Origin of the sequence: Lentzea sp. NPDC060358 (genome assembly GCF_042725365.1) — a bacterium.
GTDB lineage: Bacteria > Actinomycetota > Actinomycetes > Mycobacteriales > Pseudonocardiaceae > Lentzea.
Map to the genome: position 1 here is coordinate 1 of NZ_JBHXCW010000261.1, position 10,319 is coordinate 10,319.

Consider the following 10,319-nt stretch of genomic DNA (forward strand, 5'->3'; position numbering starts at 1 on the left):
GTGCTTCCCCCACCCCACCTCCGGGGCATGGTGCGACTCGAACAAGTGTTCGAGTCTGTTCCAGCGTAGCGCCCGCCCGATGGATTCCTCAACCCGCCCCACCACGTGGGCGGCAGTCGTGGTCTGATGGTGACGTGAGCTCGCTCGAACACCCCGGAATCCGCAAGGTCGCGGACGCCCTGCCGCCGGCCACCGCGGCGCGCATCGTCGTGCTGCCGGACGCGGTGCGGACCGCGGCGGCCGCCGCGGAAGCGGTGGGCGTGCAGGCAGGCGCGATCGCGAACAGCCTGCTCTTCGCGGCGGTGCGCGACGGGGTGGCCGCCCCGCTGCTGGTGCTGACCTCGGGCGCGCACCGCGCGGACACCTCGCTCGTCGCCGGGCTCGTCGGCGCGGACGCGGTGAAGCGCGCCGACCCGGAGTTCGTGCGCGAGCACACGGGCCAGGTGATCGGCGGCGTGTCGCCGGTCGGGCACCCGAAGCCGATCGAGACGGTGGTGGACGAGTCCTTGTCCGGTTACGAGGAGATCTGGGCGGCCGCGGGACACCCGCACGCCGTCTACCCCACGACGTTCGCCGACCTGGTGGCGCTGACGGGCGGCCGTGTCGCGGTGGTGTCGTCGTGACGGCCTCGCCGCGCCTGGAGCGCATCGTCGAGATGACCGCCGCGGAGCTGAACGCCCGGCTGGGCGAGGCGCTCGCGCTGTACGTGACCGCGATGAACTACCCGCCCGGCACCGTCGAGCAGCGCGCCCCGATGTGGCTCGCGCACATGATGCGCGAGGACTGGCGCTGCGTCGTCGCGCTGGGGGAGCAGGACGAGCTCGTCGGCATCGGCTACGGCTACCGCGGCGCGGCCGGCCAGTGGTGGCACGAGCAGGTGCGGCGCGGCCTCATGGCCGTCTCGCCGCCCGCCGTCGTCGAGGACTGGCTCACCGACTACTTCGAGCTGACCGAGCTCCACGTGCTGCCGCGCGCCCAGGGCCGCGGCATCGGCGAGGACCTGCTGCGGCGGCTGATGGAGGGCGTGACCTCGTCCCGCGTGCTGCTGTCCACCCCGGAAGGCCCGGCCAAGGCCTGGAAGCTCTACCGCCGCGTCGGCTTCGTCGACGTGCTGCGGCACTACCAGTTCACCGGCGACCCGCGCCCGTTCGCGGTCCTCGGCCGCACGCTGCCGATCGTCTGACCCGTCACTCCCAGCAGCCCCCGAGCCCCGCGGTTCGGGGGCTTGCTGTTGCGCTCGCGCGGCACCGGACCTACCCTCACCGATATGCAATATATTGGATATGGGTCGCTGAAGGACCGTGCGGCGGCCGAGATCCGGTCGGCGATCGTGCGCGGCGACCTCCAGCCGGGCACGGCGATCAAGGACGTCGAGCTCGCCGAGAAACTGGGCCTGTCCCGCACCCCGGTGCGCGAGGCGCTCGCCACGCTGACCGAGGAGGGCCTGGTCGAGACCAAGCCCCACGCCTACACCCGCGTCACCGCGCTGGAGGCGGAGCCCGTGCGCGACGCCCTCGTCGTCGTGCGGCAGATGCACTCCCTCGCCACCGGCCTGGTCGTCTTCCGGGGGCTGCTGACCGACGACGACCTCGCCGCGATGCGCGCCGCGAACAAGGCCTTCGAACAGGCCCTGAACGCCGACGACGCCGACGCCGCACTGGCCGCGGACGACGCCTTCCACGCCGTGACCGTCAGCCGCTGCGCCAACTTCGCGATCACCGCGACCATCGACCGCTTCACCCCGCTGGTGCGCCGCGCCGAGCACAGCCGGTTCTCCTCGCCGGCCGCCCGCCACTCGGTCACCCAGCACCAGCAGATCATCGAAGCCTGCGAGCAGGGCGACCACGACCGCGCCGGCGTCCTGGTCGACGAGAACTGGACCACCCTGGAGGACGAACTGTGAACAGATTCCCGCTCCTGTTCGGCCCCTCGCCGGTCCACCGCCTGGACCGCCTGACCACCCACCTCGGCGGCGCCGCGGTCTGGGCGAAGCGCGAGGACTGCAACTCCGGCCTCGCCTACGGCGGCAACAAGACCCGCAAGCTCGAGTACCTCGTCGCCGACGCGATCGCCACCGGCTGCGACACCCTCGTCTCCATCGGCGGGATCCAGTCCAACCACACCCGCCAGGTCGCCGCCGCCGCGGCACGCGCCGGCCTGAAGGCCGTGCTGGTGCAGGAGAGCTGGGTCGACTGGTCCGACGTGGGCAGCGACCGCGTGGGCAACATCCTGCTCAGCCGCATGATGGGAGCCGACGTCCGCCTCGTGACCGCCGAGTTCGGCATCGGCGTCAAACCGACCTGGGAACAGGCGATCGAGGAGGTCAGGGCCGCCGGCGGCAAGCCGTACCCGATCCCCGCGGGAGCCTCCGACCACCCGCTGGGCGGCATGGGCTTCGCCACCTGGGCCGACGAGGTCCGCCAGCAGGAGGCGCAGCTCGGCGTCTTCTTCGACACGATCATCGTCTGCTCGGTCACCGGCAGCACCCAGGCGGGCATGGTCGCGGGCTTCGCGAACGACACCCACCGCCGCGTGCTCGGCATCGACGCCTCCGCCAAGCCGGCCGAGACCCTCGACCAGATCACCCGCATCGCGCACAACACCGCCAAGCTCCGCGAGGTGACGGTGTCCGATGAGGACGTCCTCCTCGACGACCGCTTCCACGCGGGCACCTACGGCATAGCCGACGACTCCACAGTGGACGCCATGCGCCTCGGCGCGAGCCTCGAGGGCATGATCACCGACCCGGTCTACGAGGGGAAGTCCCTGGCGGGCCTCATCCACCTCGTGTCGTCGGGCGAGATCGACCGCGACTCGACCGTGCTCTACGCGCACCTCGGCGGGCAGCCGGCGCTCAACGCCTACAGCTCGCTGTTCCCGGCCTAGCCGGGACGGGGCACCACGGCGCGGTGGGCCGGGCGTGGCGGGACAGGCGCGTTAGGACGGGCGCGTTAGGACGGGCGAGGTGGGCCGGGCGCGGTGGGCCGGGCTGGCGTGGCGGGCTGGGCGTGGCGGGCAGGGCGCGTCGGCACCACGCGTGCCGGTTGCGCCGCGCCGTTCCGGGCCATGCGCGGTGAACTCGGCCGCGGCCGCCGGTTGCTCGGCGCCGCGCTGTTCCCAGGTCGTGCGCGGTCACGCCGGCACCGCTCTGCCGCCTGAGCGGGCAGCAGGCGTGCCATCCGCCCCTGCCGCGCGAGAGCCGGCGTACCGATGCAGCGAGGCATGCGCGGCAGGCCCAGCCTTGGTGGCTCGACTTCGCCAGGGGCCGCCTTCGCGGGCCCGCGCCCGCCACCCCGCGCCCGCCACCCCGCGCCCGCCACCCCGCGCCCGCCACCCCGTGTCCGACGGCCCGTGTCCGACGATCCGCGTCTATCGGCCCGCGTCCGCCGGCCCGTGCTCGCCGGCCCGAGTCCGCCGATCCGTGCCCGCTGGCTCACGCCCGCAGGCGCAGGCCCTTCGGGGTGGCGCGGAAGCCCGCCTCCTGCAACACCGTGGCCAGGTGGGAGGTCAGCGCCACCTCGCCGTCGGCTCGCTGGACGGCCAGCTGACCCAGCCAGCCGTCGCGGACGGCGCGGCTCAGCGCGTTCGCGGCGGTGCGGAGCGTCGGGTCGTCGTCGGTGAACGACAGCAGCGATTTGCCTCCTCGTTCCACGTAGAGGGCCGGGGTGCCGTCCACCAGGACGGCCAGGGCGCCCGCCTTGCGGGCCGGGCGGTGCTTGCCCTCGCCCAGCGGGTCCGGCCAGGGCAGGGCGGCGCCGTAGGGCTGGGCCGGGTCGGCCGCGGCCAGCACCACCGCGTCCTGGTCGCTCGGCGCCTGCTGGCCTGGCGGACGGGACAGCGCGCGCAGGCGGTCCACCGCGCCCCTGGCCGCGAACTGGGCGGCGCCCAGGCCCTCGACCACGTAGCCGCGGATCACCTGGCCCGACTCCTCCATCGCCCGCAGCACCTTGTAGACGCCGCTGAAGCCGCCCGTCACGCGTTCGGTGTCGAGCGCGCCCCTGGTCAGGACGCCGTGGCGTTCGAGGAACGCCTCCGCTCGGGCGTGGGCCCTGCGGGTCGGGTCCGCGGCCGGGGCCACGGCGAGCGACCAGCGGCCGCCGGCGGTGGGCGGGCCCGTGCGCGACGGCAGGTCCGGGCGGGCCGCGCGGAGCCGGGTGTAGCGGCCGCGCGGGGTGCTGCGGCGGGATTTGTGGGCCGCGCCGCCACCGGAGACCAGCGCGCGCAACGGCGACAGGGTGTCGTTGGTGACGAGGCCCGCCCAGACCAGGTCCCACAACGTGCCCACGACCTCGGCGTCCGTGCACGTCGTGGACTGCGCGGCGCGGTCGACGACCTGGCGGAAGAACAGCGCGCCACCGGACAACGCCTCCAGCACCGCCGTGTGCAGCGGCGACTCCGGGATCGACTCGGGCACCAGGTCGGGCAGCAGCAGGTCGGCCACGTCGGCCGGGGCCAGGGCGATCCAGCCGTCGCCGCCGGCCAGCGCGCCGCAGCCCGTCCACGTCACCTCGCCGGACGCCGTCAGCTCGTCGAGCAGCGCCGGGTAGTAGCCGGGCAGCCGGGACGGGAGCAGCAGCGACTCCAGCGCGCTCGCGGGCAGCGGTGCCCCGGCCAGCTGCTCCACCACCGAGAACACGTCGTCGACCGTCGGCGCCGACCGCAGCCGCCGGCCCAGCCCGTGCCACGACGGCAGGAACCTGCCCAGCGCCGCCGGTTCGACCGGCTCGACCTCGGAGCGCAGCCTCGCCAGCGACGCCCGGCGCAGGCGGCGCAGCACGTCCGCGTCGCAGTACTCGGTGTGCGTGCCACCGGGACGCAGCTCGCCGCGCACCAGCCGGCCCGTGGCGGACATCCGCTCCAGCACGCCCGTCACCACGGCCACGCCCAGGCCGAAGCGCGCGGAGGGTTCGGTGGCCGGGAACGGCCCGTGCGTGCGGGCGTAGCGGCTCAGCAGGTCGCCCAGCGGATCCGCCACCGGTTCGGTGAACGCCTCCGGGACGCCGACGGGCAGCGCGACCCCGAGCGCGTCGCGGACCCGGCCCGCGTCCTCGATCGCGATCGTGCGCTCCTCACCGGCGATCCGGACCCGGATCGCCCGGCGCTGCGCCACCAGCTCGTCGAGCCACTCGCGCGGCACCCCGCGCTCGAGAGCTTCGGCGTCGGAGAGGTCTCCCAGGAACCGCAGCAGGTCCGCCGTGTCCTCGGCGTGGCGCGGGCGCCGGTCCTCGCTCAGGCGCTGCAGGCTGAGCTCGACCTCCGCGACGATCTCGGGGTCGAGCAGCTCGCGGATCGCCTCGGACCCGAGCAGCTCGGCGAGCAGCGTCGAGTCGAGCGACAGCGCCGCCGCGCGGCGTTCGGCCAGCGGCGCGTCCAGCTCGTAGAGGAACATGCCCACGTACCCGAAGAGCAGGCTGCGGGCGAACGGGGACGGCGACGGCGTCTCCACCTCGACCACGCGGACCCGGCGGGCGCGGACGTCCGCCATCAGCTCGCGCAGGCCCGGCACGTCGTAGACGTCCTGCAGGCACTCGCGCATCGCCTCCAGCACCACCGGGAACCGCTCGTACTTCGACGCCACCGACAGCAGCTGCGCCGAGCGCTGCCGCTGCTGCCACAGCGGGGTCCGCCGCTTCGGGTCGCGCCGGGGCAGCAGCAGCGACCGGGCGGCGCACTCGCGGAACCGGGCCGCGAACAGCGCCGACCCGCCCACCTCGGCCACCACGACCTGCTCGACCTCCTCCGGGTCGAGCAGCACGTCCTCGGCGCCCGCCGTCACCTCCGCGCCCTCGTAGTCGAGCGTGTCGGGCAGCCGCAGCACGATGCCGTCGTCGGAGTGCGCGGCCTGCACCTCGACCCCGCGCTTCTCCCGCAGCCGCGCGGCGATCGCGAGCGCCCACGGCGCGTTGACCTGGGCGCCGAACGGCGAGTGCACGACGAGCCGCCAGTCGCCCAGCTCGTCGCGGAACCGCTCCACCAGGACGGTCCGGTCGTTCGGGACGTGCCGGGTGGCCTCCCGCTGCTCGCCCAGGTACGCGAGCAGGTTGTCCGTCGCCCACTCGTCGAGGCCGGCCGCCTTCGCCCGCTCGCGCGCCGGGGCGTCCTCCATCGTGGACACCTCGCGCAGGAACTTGCCCATCGCCCGGCCCAGCTCCAGCGGACGGCCCGGCGCGTCGCCCTTCCAGAACGGCATCCGCGCGGGCTGCCCCGGGGCCGGCACCACGATCACCCGGTCGTGGGTGATGTCCTCGACCCGCCAGGACGAGGTGCCCAACAGGAACGTGTCGCCCACGCGCGACTCGTAGACCATCTCCTCGTCGAGCTCGCCGACGCGCGAGCCGGGACCGTTCTCCGACGGCGGCGTCATCACCGCGAACAACCCTCGGTCGGGGATCGTGCCGCCGGAGGTGACCGCGAGCCGCTGCGAACCCGGCCGGCCGCGCAGCTCGGAGTTCACCCGGTCCCAGGTGATCCGCGGCCGCAGCTCGCCGAACTCCTCGGACGGGTAGCGGCCCGACAGCATGTCCAGCACCGCGTGCAGCGCCGAGTCGGGCAGCCCGGCGAACGGCGCGGCCCGCCGCACCAGCGCCGTCAGGTCCTCGACCGTCCACGTCTCCATCGCGACCATCGCGACGATGTGCTGCGCCAGCACGTCGAGCGGGTTGCGCGGGAACCGGACGGACTCGATCGCGCCGTCGCGCATCCGTTCCGCCACCACCGCGCACGACACCAGGTCGCCGCGGAACTTCGGGAACATCACGCCCCGCGACACCGCGCCCACCTGGTGGCCCGCCCGGCCGACGCGCTGCATGCCGGACGCGACCGACGGCGGCGCCTCCACCTGGATCACCAGGTCGACCGCGCCCATGTCGATGCCGAGCTCCAGCGACGACGTGGCCACCACGCACGGCAGCCGCCCGGACTTGAGGTCCTCCTCGACGGCGGTGCGCTGCTCGCGCGACATCGAGCCGTGGTGCGCGCGGGCGACCGACGCCGTCTTCTGCACCGTCATCCCCGCCTGGCCGATCGCCGCGGCCGGGAACGACTCCGCCTCGGTGGCCTCCTCCGCGAGCTCGTTGAGCCGCGCGGTCAGCCGCTCCGCGAGCCGCCGCGAGTTCGCGAAGACGATCGTCGACCGGTGCTCCCGCACCAGTTCGAGCACGCGCGCCTCGACCGACGGCCAGATGGAGTTGCGCTGCTCGGCACCGGCCGCCGAACCCGACACCTCACCGGTCGGCTGGCCGAGCACCGTCATGTCCTCGATCGGCACCTCGACCTCGACCTCGATGGTCTTCGGCGTCTTCGGCTGCACCACCGACACCGGCCGCCCGCCGGAGAGGTAGGTGCCGATCTCCTCGACCGGCCGCACCGTGGCCGACAGCCCGATCCGCTGCGCCGGCTTCTCCAGCAGCGCGTCCAGCCGTTCGAGCGACAACGCGAGGTGGCCGCCGCGCTTGGTGCCCGCCACCGCGTGCACCTCGTCGAGGATCACCGTCTCCACGCCGCGCAGCGACTCGCGCGCCGACGACGTGAGCAGCAGGAACAACGACTCCGGCGTCGTCACCAGCACGTCCGGCGGGGTGCGGCCGAACGCCCTGCGCTCCTCGGGCGAGGTGTCGCCCGTGCGCATGCCGACGGTGATCGACGGCTCCTCGAGCCCCAGCCGGTGCGACGCCTGCCGGATGCCCGTCAGCGGCGCACGCAGGTTGCGTTCGACGTCCACCGCCAGCGCCTTCAGCGGCGAGATGTAGAGCACCCGGCAGCGCCGTTTCGGCTCGGCGGGCACGGGGGAGGACGCCAGCCGGTCGAGCGCCCACAGGAACGCGGCCAGCGTCTTGCCCGAGCCCGTCGGGGCGATGACCAGCGCGTGCTCGCCCGCCGCCGCGGCGGCCCACGCACCCGTCTGAGCCTGCGTGGGCGCGGCGAAGGCCCCGGCGAACCACTGCCTGGTCGCCGGGGAGAAGGCCTTCATCACGTCCATGGAGAACATGATGACGCCGGGGTCCGACAATTTCTGATTACGCAGGTCCGAGTACTCGCCGAAGGCCCCTGTGGCACGATCACCCGGTACGTCCTTCGAGGGGAGCACGGTGCGCATCCTGTCCGTCGACCTGGGCACCGCGAACACGGTCGCAGTGCTGTCCGGCCACGGTGTGGTGGACGTGGACGGGGGGACAACCATGCCCTCGTCCGTCTACCTCGACGAAGACGGCACGGTGCTCGTTGGCCGGGAGGCGGACCGGCGTTCGCGCCGCGACCCGTCGCGCTACGAGGCGAGCCCGAAGCGGCTCATCGACAAGCCGACGATGAAGCTCGGCGACAGGACCCTGCCCGTCAACGACGCGCTCGCGGCCATCTACTCCCGCGTGATGGAGGCCGTGACCCCGCTGCTCATGGGCGCCGCGCTCGACGAGATCCGCCTGACGCACCCGGCGGAGTGGGGCCCGAGCAGGCGCAACAAGCTGCTGTCCTCGGCGCGCCTCGCGGGCATGACGGGCGAGCTCGTGCCCGTGCCGGAGGCCATCGCGGTGGCGGCGCTGGGCGGCGGCCGCCCGCTCGCGGTCTACGACTTCGGCGCCGACACGTTCGACGTCTCCGTGCTCGACGCCGAGCACCGCATCCTCGCCGACGGCAGCCTGAGCGACGTCGGCGGTCTCGACGTCGACCAGGCGCTGCTCGAGCACGTCGGCCGCGAGGTCTCGCACAAGGACCCGGCCGCCTGGCAGCGGCTGCTGCGCCCTACCACGGTCGACGACCACCGCGCCCGCCTCGGCCTGCGCGAGGAGCTGCGCCTGGCGAAGGAGGACCTCTCGGCGCTGCACCGGGTCGAGGTGACGATGCCCGAGCCGTTCGAGAAGGTCGTCATCACCCGCGGCGAGCTGGAGGCGCTGATCAGGACGAGCCTGATCCGCACCACCGAGCTGCTGATCACCACGGTCACCAAGGCCGGTGTCACGCCCGAGCACGTCTACCTCGTCGGCGGCTCGTGCCAGATGCCGCTGGTCGCGCAGACCATCGCGGAGAAGGTCGGCATCGTCCCGACGAGCCCCGACCACCCGGAGACGATCGTCGCCTCCGGCGCCCAGGTCGTGGACAAGACCAAGATCACGCTGAAGCCCGAGGACGACAAGCCCAAGTACGTCGAGCCGCCCACGATCGTCACCGCGCCGGTCAGCCCGGCCACGTCCGGCCCGCACCCGGTCAACCCGAACGCCAGCGGCCCGAACCCCGTGGTCAGCGGGTCCTACCCGAGTGGTTCGTACCCCAGCGGGTCCTACCCGAGCGGCGCCTACTCGGCGAGCGGCAGCTACCCGGTCACCGGGCCCTACGCCGTGAACCCGAACGTCAGCGGCAGCTACCCCATGAACTTCCCGCAGCCGGCGCCGAAGAAGGACAACAAGAAGCTCTTCCTCGGCATCGGCGGCGCGGTCGTCGCGATCGCGGTGGTCCTCGGCGCGGTGTTCGCGTTCTCCGGCCCCGACCTGCCCAGCGCCGACGAGTGCAAGGACGACACCGCCCAGGACGGCCAGGGCTTCACCCGGTGCCTGCGCCAGCTCGCGGGCCACGTGCCCGACGGCGGCGGTTGCGAGAAGGCCGACTCCGCGCAGATCACCGGCATGGAGGAGATCAAGGGCACGGTCGTGAGCTGCACGATCCGCGACGGCTACTCGGTGCAGTACATCCTCACCGACAGCGTCACCGGCGCCGAGAACAACGCCGACTCCATCTCGAAGGCGTTCCAGACCGACCGCGTCGAGGCCGACTGGACCGGCAACGGCCTCGAGGGCGGCTACCGCGCGGCCACGTCGAGCGGCACCGGCGTGCTGGTGTTCACCGCCAAGGGCCGTCCCATGTTCGGCATCCTCACCAAGAACGCCGAGGAGAACGCCGACGAGCTCAAGCCGGACGAAATGGCCGATTTCTTCGAGAAGTCCGTGCAACCGGGGGAGTAACCGCCCCTGATGGACCTGTCGGCACGCTGTCGCAGCGTGCCACTATCGCGATCATGGTGACCGCCGCGCCGCAGGTCGAACGCGTGCAGCGCAAGGTCGTTCGGGTACTGACCGGCACCCAGGTCCTGGGCGCCGCGTCGGTCACGATCGGCCTCGCGTTCAGCACGCTGATCGCCGCGTCGCTGTCCGGTTCCGACGCCGTGGGGGGTCTCGCGCAGACCGCGGCCGTCGCCGGAGCCGCGCTGCTGGCCCTGCCAGGAGCCCGTCTCGCGCAACGACGTGGGCGTCGTCCCGCGCTGATCCTCGGCTACGGCATGGGCGCCCTCGGCTCGGTGGTCGCCGCCGTCGCCGTGGGCCTCGGTTCCTGGC

6 protein-coding genes and 1 pseudogene are annotated in these 10,319 nt (G+C 73.5%); 6 read left to right on the plus strand and 1 reads right to left on the minus strand.

Annotation, left to right across the window (positions count from 1 at the left end; translation table 11 throughout):
- Nucleotides 1-134 precede the first annotated feature (134 nt).
- From ACFWGZ_RS35090 to ACFWGZ_RS35105, 4 genes are all read left to right on the plus strand, one after another.
- Nucleotides 135-623, plus strand: a complete 489-nt coding sequence (locus tag ACFWGZ_RS35090; RefSeq protein WP_382455891.1) for a YbaK/EbsC family protein — start codon at nt 135-137, stop codon at nt 621-623.
- Nucleotides 624-655: 32 nt separating this feature from the next.
- Nucleotides 656-1,183: a GNAT family N-acetyltransferase gene (locus tag ACFWGZ_RS35095; RefSeq protein ID WP_382455896.1), complete on the plus strand. Its 528-nt coding sequence runs from the start codon at nt 656-658 to the stop codon at nt 1,181-1,183.
- Nucleotides 1,184-1,267: 84 nt separating this feature from the next.
- Nucleotides 1,268-1,903 carry a GntR family transcriptional regulator gene (locus ACFWGZ_RS35100; RefSeq protein WP_382455892.1) on the plus strand — a complete coding sequence of 212 codons (636 nt, stop codon included), beginning with the start codon at nt 1,268-1,270 and terminating at the stop codon, nt 1,901-1,903.
- Entirely contained in the window at nt 1,900-2,886 is a 987-nt protein-coding gene (locus ACFWGZ_RS35105; RefSeq protein ID WP_382455893.1) for a 1-aminocyclopropane-1-carboxylate deaminase, read from the plus strand. The genes ACFWGZ_RS35100 and ACFWGZ_RS35105 overlap by 4 nt, the downstream gene beginning before the upstream one ends.
- Before the next feature lie 547 nt (nt 2,887-3,433).
- Here ACFWGZ_RS35105 and ACFWGZ_RS35110 read toward each other — a convergent pair.
- Entirely contained in the window at nt 3,434-7,978 is a 4,545-nt protein-coding gene (locus ACFWGZ_RS35110) for an ATP-dependent helicase (protein ID WP_382455894.1), read from the minus strand.
- A 109-nt stretch (nt 7,979-8,087) separates the two neighbouring features.
- Here ACFWGZ_RS35110 and ACFWGZ_RS35115 point away from each other — a divergent pair, with 109 nt between their 5' ends.
- Both ACFWGZ_RS35115 and ACFWGZ_RS35120 read left to right on the plus strand, forming a co-directional pair.
- Nucleotides 8,088-9,950 (plus strand): Hsp70 family protein, encoded by a 1,863-nt coding sequence (locus ACFWGZ_RS35115; RefSeq protein WP_382455895.1) that lies wholly within the window; start codon nt 8,088-8,090, stop codon nt 9,948-9,950.
- A gap of 53 nt (nt 9,951-10,003) precedes the next feature.
- Nucleotides 10,004-10,319: pseudogene (locus ACFWGZ_RS35120) on the plus strand (MFS transporter); the annotation flags it as partial.

What these genes read in the sequence shown, in the direction of transcription:
- ACFWGZ_RS35100 (WP_382455892.1), top strand. Translation starts at nt 1,268, where the DNA reads ATGCAATATATTGGATATGGGTCGCTGAAGGACCGTGCGGCGGCCGAG.
- ACFWGZ_RS35110 (WP_382455894.1), bottom strand. Translation starts at nt 7,978, where the DNA reads ATGGACGTGATGAAGGCCTTCTCCCCGGCGACCAGGCAGTGGTTCGCC.
- ACFWGZ_RS35095 (WP_382455896.1), top strand. Translation starts at nt 656, where the DNA reads ATGACCGCCGCGGAGCTGAACGCCCGGCTGGGCGAGGCGCTCGCGCTG.